General features: G+C 61.0%; 16 protein-coding genes. 5 read left to right on the top strand and 11 right to left on the bottom strand.

What is annotated here, in order from left to right; genetic code table 11:
* Window positions 1-2: 2 nt before the first annotated feature.
* A complete protein-coding gene (locus LDN04_RS03810) occupies window positions 3-980 on the bottom strand; it encodes a 4Fe-4S binding protein (protein WP_223906514.1) in 978 nt (325 codons plus the stop codon).
* Window positions 981-1,235: 255 nt separating this feature from the next.
* Window positions 1,236-2,012: a tRNA 2-thiocytidine(32) synthetase TtcA gene (gene ttcA / locus LDN04_RS03805; protein ID WP_223906511.1), complete on the bottom strand. Its 777-nt coding sequence runs from the start codon at window positions 2,010-2,012 to the stop codon at window positions 1,236-1,238.
* A 204-nt stretch (window positions 2,013-2,216) separates the two neighbouring features.
* On the opposite strand from ttcA, the gene LDN04_RS03800 reads away from it, so the two are divergent.
* On the top strand, window positions 2,217-3,404 hold the full coding sequence (locus tag LDN04_RS03800; protein ID WP_223906508.1) for an FprA family A-type flavoprotein: 1,188 nt from the start codon (window positions 2,217-2,219) through the stop codon (window positions 3,402-3,404).
* Window positions 3,405-3,670: 266 nt separating this feature from the next.
* Here LDN04_RS03800 and LDN04_RS03795 read toward each other — a convergent pair whose 3' ends face one another.
* Window positions 3,671-3,913 (bottom strand): hypothetical protein, encoded by a 243-nt coding sequence (locus tag LDN04_RS03795; RefSeq protein WP_223906505.1) that lies wholly within the window; start codon window positions 3,911-3,913, stop codon window positions 3,671-3,673.
* A 162-nt stretch (window positions 3,914-4,075) separates the two neighbouring features.
* On the opposite strand from LDN04_RS03795, the gene LDN04_RS03790 reads away from it, so the two are divergent.
* Window positions 4,076-5,134, top strand: coding sequence for a hotdog domain-containing protein (locus LDN04_RS03790; RefSeq protein ID WP_223906502.1), 1,059 nt, complete (start codon window positions 4,076-4,078; stop codon window positions 5,132-5,134).
* Between the two features lie 205 nt (window positions 5,135-5,339).
* Window positions 5,340-5,585 (top strand): hypothetical protein, encoded by a 246-nt coding sequence (locus LDN04_RS03785; RefSeq protein WP_223906499.1) that lies wholly within the window; start codon window positions 5,340-5,342, stop codon window positions 5,583-5,585.
* Between the two features lie 83 nt (window positions 5,586-5,668).
* Here LDN04_RS03785 and LDN04_RS03780 read toward each other — a convergent pair whose 3' ends face one another.
* The 8 genes from LDN04_RS03780 to LDN04_RS03745 form a co-directional block, all read right to left on the bottom strand.
* The gene (locus LDN04_RS03780) at window positions 5,669-5,914 is read right to left on the bottom strand and encodes a YheU family protein (protein ID WP_223906497.1); all 246 of its coding nucleotides are present in this window, start codon (window positions 5,912-5,914) and stop codon (window positions 5,669-5,671) included.
* A gap of 45 nt (window positions 5,915-5,959) precedes the next feature.
* On the bottom strand, window positions 5,960-6,652 hold the full coding sequence (locus LDN04_RS03775) for a Bax inhibitor-1/YccA family protein (protein ID WP_223906494.1): 693 nt from the start codon (window positions 6,650-6,652) through the stop codon (window positions 5,960-5,962).
* 48 nt (window positions 6,653-6,700) lie between these two features.
* Window positions 6,701-7,879, bottom strand: coding sequence for a glycosyltransferase family 2 protein (locus tag LDN04_RS03770; RefSeq protein ID WP_223906492.1), 1,179 nt, complete (start codon window positions 7,877-7,879; stop codon window positions 6,701-6,703).
* Window positions 7,880-8,062: 183 nt separating this feature from the next.
* Window positions 8,063-8,542 (bottom strand): class II SORL domain-containing protein, encoded by a 480-nt coding sequence (locus tag LDN04_RS03765; RefSeq protein ID WP_223906489.1) that lies wholly within the window; start codon window positions 8,540-8,542, stop codon window positions 8,063-8,065.
* Between the two features lie 364 nt (window positions 8,543-8,906).
* The gene (locus LDN04_RS03760; protein WP_223906485.1) at window positions 8,907-10,235 is read right to left on the bottom strand and encodes an anaerobic C4-dicarboxylate transporter; all 1,329 of its coding nucleotides are present in this window, start codon (window positions 10,233-10,235) and stop codon (window positions 8,907-8,909) included.
* A gap of 272 nt (window positions 10,236-10,507) precedes the next feature.
* Window positions 10,508-11,923 (bottom strand): sigma-54 dependent transcriptional regulator, encoded by a 1,416-nt coding sequence (locus LDN04_RS03755; RefSeq protein WP_223906482.1) that lies wholly within the window; start codon window positions 11,921-11,923, stop codon window positions 10,508-10,510.
* Window positions 11,924-11,959: 36 nt separating this feature from the next.
* Window positions 11,960-13,696 carry a transporter substrate-binding domain-containing protein gene (locus tag LDN04_RS03750; RefSeq protein ID WP_223913327.1) on the bottom strand — a complete coding sequence of 579 codons (1,737 nt, stop codon included), beginning with the start codon at window positions 13,694-13,696 and terminating at the stop codon, window positions 11,960-11,962.
* Window positions 13,697-13,847: 151 nt separating this feature from the next.
* The gene (locus LDN04_RS03745; RefSeq protein ID WP_223906480.1) at window positions 13,848-15,005 is read right to left on the bottom strand and encodes an MFS transporter; all 1,158 of its coding nucleotides are present in this window, start codon (window positions 15,003-15,005) and stop codon (window positions 13,848-13,850) included.
* A 206-nt stretch (window positions 15,006-15,211) separates the two neighbouring features.
* On the opposite strand from LDN04_RS03745, the gene LDN04_RS03740 reads away from it, so the two are divergent.
* Both LDN04_RS03740 and LDN04_RS03735 read left to right on the top strand, forming a co-directional pair.
* Entirely contained in the window at window positions 15,212-16,444 is a 1,233-nt protein-coding gene (locus LDN04_RS03740; RefSeq protein WP_223906477.1) for an MFS transporter, read from the top strand.
* 81 nt (window positions 16,445-16,525) lie between these two features.
* Entirely contained in the window at window positions 16,526-17,281 is a 756-nt protein-coding gene (locus tag LDN04_RS03735) for a substrate-binding domain-containing protein (RefSeq protein WP_223906474.1), read from the top strand.
* Window positions 17,282-17,300 lie beyond the last annotated feature (19 nt).

The following is a 17,300-nucleotide window of genomic DNA, read 5'->3' as shown; positions in this document are numbered from 1 at the left end:
CCCTACCGCCCCATGAGCCGCATATACTCCTGGACCGTGATCGCCGTGTGCCAGTGGCCGGTCAGCCGCCCCACCATGGTCCCCCCCCAGAAGAGGAGCACCACCAGGATGGCGAACAGTAGGCCGGGGACGATGACCTTCTGTCCGGTCAGTTTCATCTCCAGGGCACCCTCGGCACGGCAGTGGCTGATACAGCGCCAGCAGCCGATGCATTCGGGGGAATGGACCCGCCGCTTAGCCATGACCGGTATGTAGGAAGGGCAGACCTGGGTGCAGACGCCGCACGAGACACACAGCTCTCCCTCACGGCTGACCTTGGCGGGCGACAGCATGGAGATGAGTCCAACGAGAGCGCCGTAGGGACAAAGGAAGCGGCAGAAGGGGTTGCGTACCGGCAGTGAAAGGAGTGTGAGAAAAAGGAAGACCCCGAGGGCGAAGGGGGAGAGGTGGAGGAAAAAGTCGAGCATACGCACGTCTGCGGTCTTGTTGTAGTCGGAATAGACGAAGGTTGTCACCTGCTCCGGTCCCATGACCACAAGGATGGAGTAGAGGAAGAAGACGAGCAGCAGGTACTTGATGCCGCGCAGTGCCACGTCGAGCCAGCGGGGGGGGCGATAGTTGCGGCGGAGCAGGCCGAACCCCCCCTTCCAGAAGAATTCAGACAGGGTGCCGACCGGGCAGACCCAAGAGCAGAAGGAGCGCTTGAGGAGGAGGGAGACGACGGCGATGGTGAGGAAGATAACGAGCCCTGCCGGGTGGACCGGGTTGATCTCCTTCGTCAGTACCCACTCCTTGAGGCTTACCAGGGCGGAGATGGGGAGGAACCCCTCCACCCCCTCCGGCCGGGGGACAAAGGGGGTGGCCCCTCCGGTGCGGCAGTAGCGAACGAAGCGGAAAAATTCCACGCCCAGATAGACCATGAAGAGGAGATACCCCCACTGCACGGCGATCCGGAGCGGCTGCATGAAACGTTTACCCATGATGCCTCCCTGAAGGTTGCGCATGCAACCTTCAGATTTTGAAGTGAGCGCTGGACCAGAACGTTGTTGTTGCGACACATTTTGTCACACCGTACTGGTATCCTGTCACCATCGACCAAGAGGGAGGAAACGACATGGAACCGATCGTGGTGTTCGGTGCGGGACTGGTGCTCTACTGTGGATATCTAGCGGCCATGGATACATGGCGCGACTGGCGGCGGAGCCGGGTTAAAGTCCGGGCCACCGTCAGGGCGATTAGCCATCGGCGCAGGTCACTTTGTGTAGCAGCGGGTCGAGCAGGTGCCGCGGCTGCACGTTGGCAAGTGCCCGCAAAAGGCTCCGCTTGACGTGGGGGATATCCTGCTCCAGGTGGCGCAGCAGTTCCTTCATCCGCTTGCGCTGCTGGTCCGCAGCGCCGCAGACTGGGCAGCAGCAGCAGACTACCGGGAAGCGGTTCTGGCGGGAGAAGGTGACGATGTCCTGCTCCTCCACGTAGACCAGAGGACGGATAACAGTGGTATGTCCGTTGTCAGCCAGCATACGCGGTGCCATTGCCTTGAGCGACCCGACGAAGAACTGGTTCAGCAGGAGAGTTTCTACGAAGTCGTCCATGTGATGACCCAGGGCCAGCTTGTTGCAGTCGAACCGCTGGGCGAGGCCGTAGAGCACCCCCCGCTTGAGCCGGGCGCAGATGGAACAGTAGGAGGAGTCGGGGCGTCGCTTCTCCTTGATAATCCCGTAGTGGTCGGTCGCCTCCATGTGGTGGGTGAAACCGTGTTCCCGCAAGTGCTCGACGATGATGTCGGTCCTGAAGCCGGGATAGCCGGAGTCGATATTTATCGCCATGATGTCGTATTTTATGGGGGCTCGCCGCTGCAGTTCGGCCAGGATATGGAGCAGGGTGTAGGAGTCCTTCCCTCCCGACACTGCCACTGCGATCCGGTCTCCCTCCTCGATCAGGCCGAAGTCGGCAATTGCTCTCCCCACACCGTTCTTGATCCGCTTGTATAGTTTGTCCTCAATCAGTGCCACACGAACTCCCCATTTTTTCATAAAGATTAAAGAGTACCGGAAAGCTCCGAAACAAGTCAAGGAGAGGATTTTATCGTCGCGATGGTGGCGCCGAGCGTCGATCGATTTTCAAGTGTTACCACCTTCTCCCTTGCCCCAACAGGACTAGTTTGGTATTATTTGTGGGCTTGCCATATTCGACTACTCAACAAGGAGATAGATTCCATGAACGACGTGATCGAGATAAAACCGGGACTCTACTGGATAGGGGTCGAAGACCCCGACCTGCGCACCTTCGACGATCTCTTTCCCACGGAGCAGGGGACTACCTACAACTCCTACCTCATCAAGGGGAAGGAGAAGATCGCCATCGTCGACACGGTGAAGGAGGAACGGGCCGAAGAGTTCCTCGCCAAGGTGAAAAAGCTCGTCGACCCTGCCGAGGTGGACTACTTCATCATCAACCACACCGAGCCGGATCATTCCGGGTCGCTGGCTTTCATGCTCAAGAACTGCCCTAAGGCGACCGTGGTCTCCACCCAGGCGGCCAACACCTTCCTCAAGAACCTGATCCACACCGAGTTCCCTGCCCACATCGTCAAGGACGGGGAGGTGATCGACCTGGGGGACCGGCATGTCCGCTTTATCGTCGCCCCGTTCCTTCACTGGCCCGATACCATGTTCGCCCTGCTGGAAGAGGACGGCGCCCTCTTCACCTGTGATGCCTTCGGTGCCCATTACTGCGGCCCGTCCATCTTCAACGACGAATTGCCGGAATACCTCAAGGACATGCAGTTCTACTTCGACTGTATCATGCGCCCCTTCAAGGACCGGGCGCTGGCAGCCATCGCCAAGATCAAGGGGGAGCGGCTCGAGGTGGTCTGCCCCAGCCACGGCCCGGTGCTTCGTTCCGACCCGTGGAAATATATCGGCTACTATGAGACCTGGTGCCAGCCTGTTGCCGAAGGGAAAAGGGTGGTCATATTCTTCCTCTCCCCCCATGGCAACACGGAAAAGATGGCGGCGGCCGTCGCCAAGGGTGCGGCTCTGCCGGGGGTGGAAGTGCTCAACTACCACATCAACCATCTCACCGTCGACGAGATCCGCGACCACATGGAGGAGGCGGACGCCCTCATCTTCGGCATCCCCACCATCAACCGGGACATCCCCAAGCCGATGTGGGACGTACTCGCCTATCTCTCCTCGGTCAAGCTGAAAACTGCCATTGCCGCCGTCTTTGGCAGCTACGGCTGGAGCGGCGAGGCGTGCAAGATGGCCGAGGAGCGCCTGAAGGGGCTCAATTTCAAGCTGCCGGTCCCCTTCGTCCGTACCCCTTTCACCCCCCGTCCGGAGGTGCTGGAGCAGTGCGAGGCCCTAGGGCGGACTATTGCTGAGGAAGTGCTGAAGAAGTAGCCCCCATTAATACCAATTCCACATCAAGGCGCTATCTGCGTTGGCTCATCTTCGGCTCCTCAACGTACTGTCTGTACGCCTGCGTCGCCTCAATCCTCGCCGCCTTGATTTCATCCTTGATCTGAAATTGGTATAAGAAGTCAGATGAAAAAGCCGGGAGCGCCCCATGGGGTGTTTCCGGCTTTTTTGCGAATAGTGAAACGGTTGTCGGCATTTGTGCTTGTGTGGCTTTGTGCGTTGCGGCGGGGACGTGGAAAGGGGGAGAATCACTTAACCATGCATATGTGGCGATACTGGTGCAACATGACCCCGTTCGACGGCATGTCACTCGCCCGCTCTCCCGACTCATGTCCGGATCGTGGTTCCTTTTGCAGGGGATTGTGGCAAGCGCGCATGAGTCCATCCGATCCCCAGAAGGCGACGACTTCTTGCTCTTCGATCAGATAGTCCAGTGCAGTGGAAGGGACAAATCCGTTGGACCCATTGGTGTACACGACGGGTATCTGCATGATCAATTCTCCTTACCGGCAGTGTCTTAGTAATACTTAATTTTGCGCGTCATTGCAACCCAATTTTGCGTGGTGCGCGGGAGAAATGGCGTGCGTTTGACATACCCCGCTCTGGCAGGTATTATCAACGCAGCTGGGAAATCCACGGGAACGGGTAGCCCCATGAGTCCAGACGATCCATCATCGAAGCATGACGAAACCTTGACGCCCCACGACACGCGGTATCTGTTCGTCCTTCCCTTCTCGACAGACCCCGCCCTGGCGCGGCGGTTTCTCGCCACCGATCGGGACGTGGCCGGCAACATCCGGTTCGGCAAGCTGCTCGAAACCCTCGACAAGGTGGCCGAGAACACCGCCCTTGCTTACGTCAACAGGTTCTACCCCGACGCCAGGGTCGTCACCGCCGCCATCGACAGTGTGGTAGTGCGGCATCCGGCCGATACGAAGCACGACCTGGTCTTTTCGGCCCAGATCAACCACGTGGGGAAATCGTCCCTCGAAATCGGTATCCGGATCGAACACCTGGGACCGGGATCGGGACACGTGGCGACTGCTTACTTCACCATGGTGGCACGTTCCACCGAGGGGGGCCAGGGACGGAGCCTCACCCTGCCACCCCTCGCCTATGTCCTCGACACCGAGAAGCGACGGTACGAAAAGGCCAACCAGCGGCGGCAGACTTACCGGGAGAGCCTGGCAAAGGCCGAGGAGATGCCGTCCCTCGATGAATACCTGCTCCTCAAGGGGTTGCACAAGAAGCAGGAGGCCGAAGGATTCAGCGGCATCCGTGCCAGCGCCCTCGTGCTGCAATCCACCCAGCGGGCCTATCCCGAACAGGAAAACGTTCCAAAAACCATTTTCGGCGGGTATCTCATCAGGAGGGCCTACGAACTGGCCGCCCTGGCCGCCGAGATGGTGGCCCCTGACCGGGTGGTGCCGTGCCAGGTGAACCGGATCAACTTCAACCAGCCGGTGCTTCTCGGCGACCAGCTGAAATTTACCGCGCGAGTGGTCTATACCGGCAAGACGACCATCACCGTCCAGTCGAATATCGAGCGGTTTGCTCGGGGCGTCGGCGACAAGGCACTCTCCAACTCCTGTCTCTTTACCTTCAGAAACGTCGACGCCACCATGCAGCCGCAGCCGGTGCCGTTCATCTTCCCGGTCACCTACGACGAGGACGCCCGGTTCCTGAATGCCTATCGCCAGCGGGTAGACTGATCCCGATTTCACGGCACGACGACCATGAAAAAAGCCCGCTCACCCCGGGCTTTTTTGCGATGCGTCGACGTCGCTTCAGGCGGTGCGAAAGCCCGCTCCCGGCAGCGGCAGGTGGGCTCAGGTAAAGATTGACTTCCGGGGGAAAGTCATCTATTGTTATTCCCCTATATATCAACACGTTATGGGCAGGAAGGAGAAATCTGAAATGAAGAAGGTACTAGCCAGCATTGTAGGTGTTCTTGCCACTGCCAGTTTTGCCATCGCCGGCGTCGGCGTCGACGTCGCCACCCCCAACGTGAGGGTGCAGGTCGGCACTCCCCAGCCCCCTCCCGTGACCGTGGTGCGTCAGGAAACGGTCATCGTCAAAGAGGGGAGGAAGGACAACGGCAAGCACAAGGGTCATTACAAGGAGCACAAGAAACACAAGAAACACGGCAAGCATGACGATTGATCCGGCCCCGCCGGCCCATCGGATGGAACGCAAAAAGCCCGCTTATGCGGGCTTTTTGCTGTGCGGCGTGTGAGTCCTTCCCTTCACCGGCAGACGACGATGTTCCCGGTCTCCGACCGGAAGTCGAACACCACCTTAACCTTCCCCTCCCGCAGCTGCTGCATGACCTGATTGACCTTGTCATCGAGCGTATGCCCCGAATCGCTCAGATCCGCCCACTCCCGCGTGACGAACTCCTCGATCATGTTCCGCAAGGTTTCCGGGCTTATCCGGTCGTAGGGAACCTCGATTCCTTCTTCCCCATGGTCTGGCCGTTGTTCCGGCGTCATTTTCCCCCCGTTACAATCCATCTGATATCACTGGACGGAAACTGGCTAGCGCCGGTTACCCCCTAGCCTTAGCAGCATAAGGAAAAGGTTTATGAAGTCCAGGTAGAGGGTGAGAGCTCCCATGATGGCCGGCTTCCGCCCGCCCCCCTGTGCGGCCATCGCCTTGATCTTCCAGGTATCGTAGGCGGTCAGCCCCGTGAAGACGATCACCCCTATGGCGGAGATGATCCAGGAAACCCTGCTGCTGCCGACGAAGATGTTGACGACCGACGCGATCACCACGCCGATCAGTCCCATGAAGAGAAAGCTCCCCCACGAAGTGAGGTCGCGCCTGGTGATGTAGCCGTAACCGCTCATGGCGCCGAACATCCCGGCGGTGACGAGAAAGGTGGAGGCGATGGAGTCGGCGGTGTAAACGAGGAAGATGATGGAGAAGGTGATGCCGTTCAGGGCCGAATAGACGAGAAACAGCATGGTCGCCGTGGCGGCGCTCAACCGGTTTATGGCGCTGGAAAGGGCGATCACCAGACCAAGCTCGCCGAACACCAGGCCGTAGAAGAGGAGCCGGTTGCCGGTGATGGCTTGCAGGAGCGTCGGGGAAGAGAGGGTGACCACGGCCATCAGGGCGGTAAGGAGAAGCCCCGTCCCCATCCAGGCGTACACCTGGCGGATGAGGGTGTTCTGGGCGGCAACGAGCTGGTCGCCGGTCTGGGGGTAACCTATGTCGTACTGGTTCATCGTCTGCTCCTTTAGTATCAGGGTAATGATCGGTTTATGGTGGCGGTATTATGCCCGTTTGTCAAGAGAATGCCGTGGTATCCGGTTGGCCTTCAGCTCTTTCAGCGGATAAAACGTGCCGCGCCAGTAAATTCCACCCTGCCAGAGGTTCAGCGCCATGGTGCGCAGCAGGATGAAGACGAACAGGGTCGCCGTCAGGGGGTAGCCGATGGCATGCCACGGCCGGGCGCGGTGAAATCGGGCGCTGTCGGCGACAGCCAGCATGATCAGGGCCGCCGTGGCCAGATAGATTCCCTGCACCGCCCCACGGGCAAGGAAGATGGCCGCAAAGGGCCAGATGCTGCCCAGAGTGAGGAGCAGCGCGCCCCCCAGCACCCGCGGAATGCTGTAGTCCGCACCGGAGAAGGCGTTCTTCTCCAGCCCCCTGATTACTTCACGCAGCGACGCATACCACTCCACCGTCATGAAGTCGGGGGCATAGACCACGTCCTGGTGGAAGCCTGCCCGCTTGATGATTTTACCCAACTTGATGTCATCGTCCGGCCGGAGACGGATGGTCTCGTGCCCCCCCACCTGCCGGTAGACCGAGGTTTTGACCAGGTTGAAGGCGCCGATGCCGATGTGGCAGAGGCTTTTGGGGTCCCTGGCCTTCCAGGGGCGCGAGAAGAGTGAAAAGAAGACGATGAAGGCCGTTCCGAACATTCCCAGGAAGGTGGTCGGCATGTGGATGGAGGGGGTCGCGGCAAGGTGGTCGAGTCCGTTCAGCTTGAGATACGTCACGGCACGGGTGACCAGCGTCGGTTCCATGATGATATCGGCGTCGGTGAATAGCAAGAGATCCCCGCAGGCCCGTCGGCTGGCAATCCACAGGGCGTGGTTCTTCCCCAGCCACCCCGGTGGCAGGGCCTCCACATGGATCACCCGCAACCGGCTGTCCGTAACTGCCATTTCGTCCAGTATGCGGCCGGTTTCGTCCCCGGAGCGGTCATCCACCACGATCAATTCGTAGTCGGGATAGCCGAGGTGCAGCAGCGACTGCAGCGCCTCGCGGATGTTCCGCTGCTCGTTGCGGGCGGCGACGATAATGGAAACACGGGGGAGAAGGGGGGCGGGGTCGGGCGACAGATCGCGCAAAGCGGCCACGGAACGGTTGCCGACGATCAGGTCGAGGGCGGCCAGGATGGTGAGGATGAGTGTCGCAGCGGCGATCCAGAAGAGGATGGTCATGGGTAATATTACACTGAAACGAGCATGCTCTTCAAAAAATTATGACAAAACTTTGTCAGGGGCGTATGCCAAGTTAAAGGCGGCCGTTGCAGCCGGCCGCCTCTTGTGTGATGGATTTTCCCCCGGTCGGGACCGGTCAGGCATGCCGGCATTTCCGGCCATGTGTTCCCAGCTTACCCCTGCTTACGTCACGGTAATGGTAAAGCTTCCCTCCCACATTCCATGGAGGTTGCAGTGCTGCCTGGCCAAAAGGGTCAGTTTCCCCTCAGGAGCGGTATCCTTGGGGATTACGACGGTAAAGATTGCCCTGGGCTTGAGAAAGCCCCGTGGCTGAAAATCCACCCTTCCGGCAGGCTCATTGCCGATGCTGAGCTCGATGAACTCGATCCAGTGGGACGGTCCCATGGGGTGCAGGGTTTCTCCCACCGAGACTTCGACGGTGAACGGCTCGCCGGCCTTTACGGATGCAGGTGCCGTGATGACCGGCGCGTGCCCTTTCTCCAGCGGTGTTTTGCTGGTGGGATCTTTCACGCGATTGATCCCTTCAAAGAGCGACTTGTCGACCTTTGTCGGAAAGTAGATTTCTGCCGCTACGGCGTTGCCCGTGACGCCTGCTGCCATGGCTCCGACTAACGTTGTCCTGAGAAATGTCCGACGATCCATACGCTGACCTCCTGAGTTATTTTCCCCCGTAGTTCGTGATAGGGTGACAATGCATCAAGTGTATCATGCCTGACCGAAAAAGCTGCCGGCTCTACGGTCGGGCATCCAAAGGGAACTGCGGGGAGACAGGCAGATGATAGTCCGGCCAATCAACCGCCTGTCCTTTTTCAGTTGACTCTCTGCCCCGAAGGACCGCAATTCTGGGAGCGGTGACGGTGAGTAAGGGGTGGCGATGGACGTGGCAGTTGCCGGAAGTCTCCGGTTGCTCAGGCTGACCTCTTTCAACTGCCGTTCAAAGGCAAAAAAAGCTGGGATGCCCTAGGCACCCCAGCTTTTTATGTGCAGATTGCCTGATACGTTACCGTTACAGCAGGACGGTCGCGATGAAGTACGCCACCACGGTGGAGACGCCGACACCGATGAGGCCGGGGATCATGAAGCTGTGGTTGAGGAGGTATTTGCCGATCCGGGTGGTGCCGGTGCGGTCGAAGTTGATGGCCGCCAGATCGCTCGGATAGAAGGCGAAGAAGAAGTACGCATAGCTGGCGGGGACGAGCCCGAGTAGGAGCGTCACCGGCAGCCCCAGGGCCAGACCGAGCGGCAGGGTGATGGCCAGCGTAGCGGCCTGGCTCTTGACGAAGGCGGAGATGCAGAACGTGGCGATGGCAAAGGTCCAGGGCGCCATCTTCACCATGATCCCGATGTTGTCCACCAGGAACTTCTTGTTGGCGGTGATGAAGGTGTCGCTCATCCAGGCAATGCCGAAGATGGAGACAACAGCGGTCATGCCGGCGATGAAGACGCTCGAATTGGCGATCTCCTTGGCTTTGACATTGCCAGCGAACATGATGAAGGCGCCATAGGCGAGCATGACGAACTGGACGACCGTGGTCATCGGCACTGGCTTCTTGTCCGCGCCAAGGGGGAGCAGGTCCGGCCAGACGGCGAAGAGGATGATGGTGGCCACGCCGGTGAAGAAAAGTGCCACCGACACCTTGGCTGTGGTGGTGATTTTTTTGTCGAGGGTGGTGACGTTGGAGTTGATCGATTTGCGGAACTCCGGGTCCTGCAGACGTCCCTGGTACTCGGGGTCCTTGTCCAGATCCTTGCCGCGGTTGAAGCTCCAGGCCGAGGCAGCCACGACACCGACAATCCCTGCCGGCATGGTTACGGAGATGATATCGATGAGGGTGACGGGATGACCGGTCTTGGCGGCAAAACCGAGAAAGAAGGTGACGGCCGCGGCTACCGGGCTGGCGGTGATCCCCATCTGGGATGCGACGCTGGCGATCGCCATGGGCCGTTCGGGCCGGGTACCGGTCTTGATGGCAACATCGGCAATGACCGGCAGCAGCGCATACACCGCGTGGCCGGTACCGACGCAGACCGTGAGAAAGAAAGTGCTCAAGGGGGCGAGGATGGTCACGTACTTGGGATGGGCGCGGAGTAGCTTTTCGGTGAGCTGCACCAGGTAGTCGAGGCCGCCGGCAACCTGTAGCGTGGCCGCAGCGGTAACCACCGCCAGGATGATGAGCATGACGCCGACCGGCGGCTCGGCAGGAGAGCTGCGGAACCCGAGCGTGAGCAGCGCTACACCGAGCCCGCCGATGAGACCGAGGGCCACTCCGCCCCGTCTGATACCGATGAGGATGGCACCGAGGACGAGCACAAATTGGATCCAGAACATTGCCATGACGAACCTCCATTCTTACCATGAGCTGGACGGGTCAGTTGGTCGCCCGTCTCTTTCTGCAGAGGTAAGAGCATGGACAATGCCAGAAAGGAATTTATCTGCAACATGCTGAAAGTACTGCGCTATTTGGTCGTGGGCAGGTTTTGTGGCGGGGGAACCGGCATAACCGCAGGTTATACCAGCGGGGGAGCGATATTTGAAAGTGTAATGATGTAAGTATGTTAAGCCAGTTTAAACAAACGGTTATGGGTATAACCTCGGGTTATACGTGGTCAACTCCGCATTATCTTGAGCCGCTTGTTGAGCGCCGGCTGGGATATGCCGAGGAGTCGCGCCGCCAGGGTCTGGTTGCCGCTGGCCCGGTCCATGGCTTCCATCACCAGGAAACCGGCCGCTTCACTGAAGGTGGGGAGTTCGATGAAACCGGCGAAGGGATTCTGCCGGGATGGCGCTACAGCGGCCGGTCCCGCCTCCGTCCGTCCCTGCTCCACGGCGGCGATGAAGGAGTCCATGGAGAGCAGACCGTCGCGATGGATGCTGACGGCGTCGTAGACCATGGCCTTCAGTTCGCGCACGTTGCCGGGAAAGCCGTAGGTGGCGAGGAACTGGGCCAGCCCCTTGGGGGGGGTCGGTTTCTTCTTCCCGAGGGTGCGGGCCGCCTCGGCGAGGAAATGGTCGAGGAGGAGCGGGATATCGCCCTTCCGTTCCCGGAGAGGCGGAACATGAACCTTGTGGGTGCGGAGCCGGTAGTAGAGGTCCCGGCGGAACTCCCCCGCCGCCTCTTTGGCGGCCAGGTTCCGGTGGGTGGCGACGATGACCCGCGCCTTGATCCGTTTGGGCTGGTCCGTACCGAGGGGGAAATACTCCCCCTCCTGGAGCAGGCGGAGGAGCTTTACCTGGGAGGGGATGCTCAGGTCGCCGATCTCGTCGAGGAACAGGGTGCCGTCGGCTGCCTCCTCCACCATCCCGCGGCGGACCGTCTCCGCTCCTGTGTAGGCCCCCCGCACGTGACCGAAGAGGGTATCGGCAAAGATGGTGTCGTCGAGCCCCGCCACGTTAACCGCCACGAGCTTCCCCCGGCAGCCGCTCAGGGTATGGGCGGCATGGGCGATGAGCTCCTTGCCGACGCCGCTCTCTCCGGTGATGAGGAGCGGTTGGGGGCTTGTGGCTACCGCTTCGATGTAGGAAAAGACGGCCAGCATCCCCCGGTCCCCGGTGACGATGGCGGAAAATGCCTCGGGGTGGCGGAGCTCCCCGGAAACGAGCCGGCTGGACATCTCCTGGTACTCGCGCTGCATCTCCACCATCCGCACAGCCCTGAGTACCCCCCCGACAATCCGGTCTTCCTCGTCGGTCTTGATGAAGTAGTCGTAAGCGCCGAGCCGCATGCAGCGAACGGCGGTCTCCAGCTGATTGAGACCGCTGACCACGATGGTGGTGATGTCGGGGTGGCGCTCGCCGATCTGCCGGAGGAGCTCTTCTCCCGACAGGTGGGGCATGGTGAGATCGAGCAGGACCAGGCCGATTCCCCCCCGGTCCAGGATCCCCATGACCTCCCGGCTCTCCTGGCAGGTGACGATGTTGGTCAGACCCGCGCAGCTCCTGAGGGTGAGCGAAAGCGACTTGAGCCATGCCGGCTCGTCGTCGACAAGGAGAATCTTGTAGCTGGGATAGGGGGATTCACTCATGGGGTATTCCTCTCTGCCACATGGTACCGAGGGTGGTCAGGTGTCGGATTGCTCATTCCTGGGTATGGGCAGCATCAGCGTCACGGTGGTCCCCTTGCCGACTTCCGATTCGAAGGTGAGGGTTCCGCCATGCTCCTTGACGATGCCGGCGGAAACCGACAGGCCGAGACCGGTTCCGCCGCTGTCCCGTTTCGTGGTGAAAAAGGGGTCGGTCAGCCGGGAGAGGTGCTCGGGATCGATGCCGACCCCTTCATCACGCACCTGCAGGACGACCTGCCCCTGCTCCCGGTCGTGGCGAATGTCGAGTGCAATCTTCCGGGCCGTGTCGGGAAGGGCCTGGCAGGCGTTGAGGAGCAGGTTGACCACTACCTGCTCGATCCGCTGGGCGTTCCCCCAGACCTGGGGAAGTCCTTCCTCGCAGGCGGCGGTGAAGCTGTTCGTCGCCTTGCGGATGGTCGGATCGACCAGGCGTATCGCCGTCTTCACGACGGCGGTGAAGTCCATGGTCCCCTTGTCCCCCGTGTCGTCCCGCCGGGCAAAGTCCTTCAGGTCGTTGACGATACGCTTGATCCTGTGGGCTCCCTCCAGCATTTCGTCGTGTATCCGTGGAATCTCGTCCCGCATCTCCGTGTAGGGGACCCCGCCGATGGGGAAATCCCCCCCTTGTCGGAAGTGCTCTTCCAGGATGGGGGCCGTGTCCCGGTGGGCCCGCTTCAGGATCGGGATATCCAGCAGGATGAGGCCGGTGGGGTTATTGATCTCGTGGGCCACGCCGGAGACCAGGACCCCCAGGGCCGCCATCTTGTCGGCCTGGACCAGCTGCTGCTGATTGAGGAGCAGTTCCTCCTCGGCATGCCGGCGCTCGGCGATCTCCCGCGTCAGGTCGGCGGTGCGCAGGGCCACCTGCCGGTGCAGGGTCCGGGACCAGAGGGCAAAACCACCGAGCAGCAGGACCAGGGGAATTACCACCACCGCCCCGTACTTGACGATGGTCCGCCAGTCTACCCGCTCCGGTTCCAGCACCCCCAGCCACTTTTCGTAGATCGCCTGGTGCTGCCCGGTCTGCTTGAGGATGGCCAGCCCCTCGTCGAAGCGGGAGAGGAGCTCCTTGTTCCCCTTCTTCACCGCGTAGCAGTAACGGTAGGTGGCCACGTTGCGCACCACCGGCAGCAGGTTGGTCAGCTTCAGTTCACGGATGAGGTACATCCCCGGTACGATGGCCACGATGGCGTAGTCGCATTTCCCCGCGGCAAGGAGGCGCAGGGCGTCGGCGGGGGTGTCGGTCAGGACCAGGTTCCCGGCGAAGCCCTTCCTGGCCAGGAGATCGTGCATGATCCCCCCTCGGTGGACGGCCACGCTCTTCCCCTCGGCCTCCTTGAGGGAGTTGATCATGGGGGAATCGCGGCGGGCGAAGACCGCATGGTTGACGATGGTGTGGGGGAGGGAAAAGTCGACTTCATTCACCCGTTCATCCGAATAGGAGATACCCTGAAGCACGTCGACCGTGCCGTTCTGCAGGGCGGTGCGCATCTCCGACCAGCCGCCGAGGCGGAATTCGACCTTCATCCCCATCACGTTGGCGATGGCCCTGGTGAGCTCCACGTTGTAGCCGGACGGATTACCGTCCCGGTCGATGAACTCGTAGGGGGGGTAATCCCGGTCTCCCCCCACGACGATCACATTTTTCGGATGGGACAGAAGCGTCTCGGCGACAACGGAACCGGCATGGAAGGGGACGAGCAGGAGCGCCAGGAGAAGGAAAAGCGCCGTCATGCCGCGACGCAGATGGCACGCAGCTGCAGGGTAATGATAGGGGAGCGGTGACACGGGGGGCTCCTGAGAAGATGATTTGGCATCCAGGTAAAAGATACCACAAACCTCGCCATACCCCAGCAGTTCGGTGAAAAACTACTGGGGAAGCCGGTCAGTGAGCGGCAGCCTGACCGGTCCTGGCCGGGAGACGGATGAACTGGGCCAGGACCAGGGAGACCACTCCCAGCGCGGCGCCGCCGATAAAGGGGATCCGGTAGTCGATCATCCAGAGGTACCCCCCCAGGGCAGGGAGGAAGACGGCGGCGATGTGGTTGATGGTGAAGCCGACGGCGGTGGTGGGGGCGATGTCCTCGCGATCGGCGATCTTCTGGAAGTAGGTCCGGATGGCCACGGCGAAGTTGAAGAGGATGGAGTCGATGATGTACATGGCGGCTACCATCCCCTTGGACGACGCGTAGGCGTAGGTGAGGAAAATGGCCACGACGCCGATGTACTCGATGGAGCAGAGGAGCCGCTCACCGAAGGCGTTGATGGCCCGGCCGATGAGGGGGTTGACGAACCAGTTGATGGCGTTGTTGACGATGAAGAGGATGGTCATCTCCCGCACCGAGAAGTGGAAGAGCTTCACCAGGAGGAATATGGAGAAGACCATGAATATCTGCCGGCGGGCGCCGGACATGAAGGTGAGGGCATAATAGAGCCAGTAGCGCCGTTTCAGGAACATCCGGAGCTTTTGGGGGGGAATGCTCTCGTGGGTCGGGTCCTGGAAAAGTGCCCAGATACCCAGGCAGAAGACCACTCCTCCCAGTACCAGGAACATCCCCCGGTAGCCCAGGAATCCCCCCATGACCCAGATCGCCCCGGCCGCGACGATACTGGAGATGGCCGCCAGACTCCGCAGTTTCCCCATCACCAGGGGGGAGAGGTGGGTGGAGAAGTACTGGAGGGTCAGGGACTGGTTGGTGGTTTCGTAGTAGTGGAAGCCGAAGCTCAGGACCAGGGAGGTGAGGGTCACGCCGGCGAAGGAGGGGAAGAAGCCGGTCAGACCGACGCCGATGCCGAGCAGGGCGATGGAAAAGGCCGACAGGCGGTGCTCGCGGATTACCATCATCACGTAGACGGCCGTCAGGGCCAGAAAACCGGGAATCTCCCGCACCGACTGGATGATGCCGATGTGCTTTCCCTCCAGGTGCACCGATTCAACGGCGAAGTTGTTGATGAGGATGGCATACCCCTGCAGGCCGACCATGGAGGCGGCGGTGAGGACGGCAAGGAAGCGGAACATCGGTTTCTGATGGGATTCGAACATAGCAGAGGCTTCCTTGGGCTAGGGGTTAAGGTGCTGCCAATCCTATAGCGTAACCGGGGGGGAGGCAAGCAGAAAAGGAGGGTGGCGGCGTTGCATTTTTCGCTTCGCTTCGGAGGGGGTCCGGGGGTATGCTGGGATGATTCTTGGGAGGGGGGGGACGAAAACGTGACGTACAAGGTTCGGGGATCGCGCAAGGAAGGTGCAGCATGTCCGTGAACGGAGACAGGATGCATCCGACTCACCGCCAGGGTATCCATCTCCTCGTCTGCTGCGGCATCGGCTTTCTCTGCTTCTTCGGCGCCTACATGCGGATTCCGGTACTGCCGCTCTTTGCCGCCTCCCTCGGGGCCACCACTCCCCAGGTGGGGATGATCAACGCGGCCTTCATGCTCTCCGCCGGTCTCCTGGCGATCCCCTCGGGGCTCCTCTCCGACCGGTTCGGCCAGTGGCCGATGCTGCTGGCGGGGCTTCTGACCATCGCCTGCTCGTCGCTCCTGATACCGTTCTGTTCGGGACCGTTGACCATGGGGTGCGTCTACCTCCTCTTCGGTGCCGGTCTGGCGGCCTTTGCCCCCACCATGATGTCATACGTGGCGAACATAACACCGGCGTCGCATCTGGGACGGGCGTACAGCTTCTACACCACGGCGGTCTACCTCGGGATGACCGTCGGGCCGGCCATCGGCGGCTTTCTTGGCCGTGCGTGGGGGCTCGGACGGGTGTTCTGGGCCTCCGGGGGGACGGTGTTCCTGGCGCTTCCGTTCATGCTGGCGTTCCTCTCCCGTGCCGACTCCCATCCCTTTCCCGACCGGGAGCATCGCTCCGTCTGGCGTGCCGTCGCGGCACTCCTGGGGAACCATCGGTTCGTCGCTGCCCTCGTCGGCACCCTGGGGGGGTGTTTCGGATTCGGAATGTTCGTCTCCTTCCTCCCCCTGCACGCCAGGGCCGAGGGGCTCAATGCGGGACATGTGGGGATGGTGTTCGGCATGCAGGCGCTGGCCAACGTTCTGCTGCGGATCCCCCTGGGACGGCTTAGCGACCGGCTCAACCGCGGCACCATGTCGGCATGGGGGCTGGCACTGTTAGGCTTGAGCCTGGGGACGGTCGGAATCTTCAACGGACTGATGCCGCTTGCGGCCTGCGCCGCGGTGGTCGGCGCGGGGATGGGGGTGAGTTTCACCGCGCTCGGAGCGCTGGTGGCCGAGGTGGTCTCCCGTGAGGAGCGAGGGCTTGGCCTTGGGGTGTACAACAGCTGCATCTACCTGGGGATGATGCTCAGTTCGGCCACCATGGGGGGGGTCATCCACCGCGTCGGCTTCGGGTGGGGGTTCGCCGTGGCGGGAGGCTGCACGCTGCTGGCGACGGTGCTGTTCCACGTCGGGTTCCGGCGGGCGTCCCGTGCCCATCTTGACCGACTCCGGGATTCCCTGCCGGGATGAAGGTGCCGCCGGGCCGATCCCCTGGCGGCACTGCAAGATTGATGGTATGCGAGGAGATTTCAAACTGACGGAGAGTTGTCCATGACGCGATTTGTAAAGACAGTGATTATTGCCCTATGCATAGGCTGCGCAGCAGGATGCGCGCCGTCCGGCAAGGTACTGCGGGTCGGTGGCGAGGATGGGTCCATCAGCGGTTTTGTCCTGCCGGCCAAGGAGACCTTTGAAGAGGAAAACGCGGGGGTCACCCTCGAGATCGTCCGGAGCAGGCCGGGAAACGAGCTTGCTGACCTGGAGAAAGGGGTGGTGGATGTCGTTGTTTCGGTGCAGTCCCTGGCCGATCTTGTGCGCGCCGCGGCGGATGAAAAGGTGGTGATCGACCCGGCAGGGCTGCGGAGCACCGAGGTCGGTAAAAATGACACGGTCATTTTTCTCAACAGGAAAAACAGCATAAAAAAACTGACGAAAAAACAGCTCAGGTCCATCTTCGCCGGCAGGATCACCAACTGGAAACAGCTGAAGGGGGCCAACAGGGCGATCGTGGTGGTCTGGAACCTGGAGGCGGAGGCGGAGAACGATATGTTCGTCAAGGATATCCTCGGAGGAGCGTCGTTCGCGCCGAAACTGCTCACCGTCAACAGCTACGACGAGGTGCGGAAGCGGGTCATGGAGACGCCGGGCGCCATCGGCATCGCCCCTTCCGGCTACATCGCCGCCGGGGTAAGGGTGCCGAAGGCGCCGGTGGTTTCGTCGCCGGTCATCGTGGTGACCAAGGGGGAGCCGACGCCGAACGTGAAGAAGCTGACGGATATCCTGAAAGATATGGCATTGCTTCAGTAGGAGAGAAGGCCCCGATCTC

Origin of the sequence: Geobacter sp. AOG1 (assembly GCF_019972315.1) — a bacterium.
GTDB lineage: Bacteria > Desulfobacterota > Desulfuromonadia > Geobacterales > Geobacteraceae > Geomobilimonas.
The sequence above is the reverse complement of the archived record's forward strand: the minus strand, read 5'-3'. Positions and strand labels throughout refer to the sequence as shown.

Excerpts from the sequence above, each read along its gene's own strand:
- LDN04_RS03745 (WP_223906480.1), bottom strand. The coding sequence starts at position 15,005 with ATGTTCGAATCCCATCAGAAACCGATGTTCCGCTTCCTTGCCGTCCTC.
- LDN04_RS03765 (WP_223906489.1), bottom strand. The coding sequence starts at position 8,542 with ATGGATCGTCGGACATTTCTCAGGACAACGTTAGTCGGAGCCATGGCA.
- LDN04_RS03795 (WP_223906505.1), bottom strand. The coding sequence starts at position 3,913 with ATGCAGATACCCGTCGTGTACACCAATGGGTCCAACGGATTTGTCCCT.
- LDN04_RS03735 (WP_223906474.1), top strand. The coding sequence starts at position 16,526 with ATGACGCGATTTGTAAAGACAGTGATTATTGCCCTATGCATAGGCTGC.
- LDN04_RS03740 (WP_223906477.1), top strand. The coding sequence starts at position 15,212 with ATGTCCGTGAACGGAGACAGGATGCATCCGACTCACCGCCAGGGTATC.
- LDN04_RS03775 (WP_223906494.1), bottom strand. The coding sequence starts at position 6,652 with ATGAACCAGTACGACATAGGTTACCCCCAGACCGGCGACCAGCTCGTT.
- LDN04_RS03785 (WP_223906499.1), top strand. The coding sequence starts at position 5,340 with ATGAAGAAGGTACTAGCCAGCATTGTAGGTGTTCTTGCCACTGCCAGT.
- LDN04_RS03790 (WP_223906502.1), top strand. The coding sequence starts at position 4,076 with ATGAGTCCAGACGATCCATCATCGAAGCATGACGAAACCTTGACGCCC.
- LDN04_RS03780 (WP_223906497.1), bottom strand. The coding sequence starts at position 5,914 with ATGACGCCGGAACAACGGCCAGACCATGGGGAAGAAGGAATCGAGGTT.
- LDN04_RS03760 (WP_223906485.1), bottom strand. The coding sequence starts at position 10,235 with ATGGCAATGTTCTGGATCCAATTTGTGCTCGTCCTCGGTGCCATCCTC.
- LDN04_RS03800 (WP_223906508.1), top strand. The coding sequence starts at position 2,217 with ATGAACGACGTGATCGAGATAAAACCGGGACTCTACTGGATAGGGGTC.
- LDN04_RS03770 (WP_223906492.1), bottom strand. The coding sequence starts at position 7,879 with ATGACCATCCTCTTCTGGATCGCCGCTGCGACACTCATCCTCACCATC.
- LDN04_RS03755 (WP_223906482.1), bottom strand. The coding sequence starts at position 11,923 with ATGAGTGAATCCCCCTATCCCAGCTACAAGATTCTCCTTGTCGACGAC.
- LDN04_RS03750 (WP_223913327.1), bottom strand. The coding sequence starts at position 13,696 with ATGACGGCGCTTTTCCTTCTCCTGGCGCTCCTGCTCGTCCCCTTCCAT.
- LDN04_RS03810 (WP_223906514.1), bottom strand. The coding sequence starts at position 980 with ATGGGTAAACGTTTCATGCAGCCGCTCCGGATCGCCGTGCAGTGGGGG.